The organism is Actinomyces sp. oral taxon 849 str. F0330, from assembly GCF_000239715.1.
Taxonomy (GTDB): Bacteria; Actinomycetota; Actinomycetes; order Actinomycetales; family Actinomycetaceae; genus Actinomyces; species Actinomyces johnsonii.
This window is the reverse complement of sequence record NZ_JH470398.1, coordinates 1-884: the sequence shown is the minus strand read 5'-3', so window position 1 is coordinate 884 and position 884 is coordinate 1. Positions and strand designations below refer to the sequence as shown.

Annotated in this window: 1 protein-coding gene and 1 rRNA gene; both read left to right on the top strand. The window is 65.6% G+C overall.

What is annotated here, in order from left to right; translation table 11 throughout:
• Nucleotides 1-72: 72 nt before the first annotated feature.
• Nucleotides 73-190 (top strand): 5S ribosomal RNA (rrf, locus tag HMPREF0975_RS14315).
• A gap of 160 nt (nucleotides 191-350) precedes the next feature.
• Nucleotides 351-884: serine hydrolase (locus HMPREF0975_RS14310; protein ID WP_232212552.1), on the top strand; the 534-nt coding region annotated here is incomplete at its 3' end.

The window sequence follows — 884 nt, the reverse complement described above, 5'->3', positions numbered from 1 at the left end:
ACGACGCGCGCGTGGACGGCAGCCACACACCGAATCAGTATCGAGTGATTCTCGCACTGCCCATACAATCGTCTCGGTGGTCACAGCGACAGGGAAACGCCCGGCACCCATCCCGAACCCGGAAGCTAAGCCTGACAGCGCCGATGGTACTGCACCCGCCAGGGTGCGGGAGAGTAGGACACCACCGAGCACACACCACACAGTCGGCCCGGAACCGCCAACCAGCGGTCCCGGGCCAACTGCCCCCTCTAGACGAGCACTGCTCTGAACGACAACAACTGTCCTAACGGACAGTAAGGACTGTGCTGTAGGCGGGGGCGGTCGGTGAACGGGCTCATGACACTGGAGGCATGGGTAAAGCAGAGAAGTACAGTCCTGTCCGTTCCGAAGCAGTTACCACTGAGTACCCTGAAGCAGCGGGCGTCGCAGGCGCCCCTCCCGGGCGTCGTCGTAGGTCGGTGGTGTGTCGGGTGTTGGCGGTGCCTTTGGTGGCGGCGATTGCGTTGGGGGCTGCTGGTGGGGCGGCGTCGGCGGCGCCGTCGAAGGGGGAGGCTGAGAGTCTGAAGTCCCGGGCCCAGGGGCTGGTGGATGCCGGTTACCCGGCGGCGCTGGCGGCGGTGACGGATAGCAAGGGTGAGTCGGCGGGGGTGGCTGTGGGCAAGGGCAGCCTGGAGACGGGTCAGGCCCCGCCGCTGGACGGTGAGGTCCGGATCGGGTCGAATACGAAGACCTTTGTGGCCGTGGTGGTCATGCAGATGGTTCAGGAGGGCAAGGTGGGGCTCGATGAGCCGATCGAGACCTATCTGCCGGGCCTGATCAAGGGCGAGGGCATCGACGCCTCGAAGATCACTGTGCGCCAGCTCCTGCAGCACACCAGCGGACTG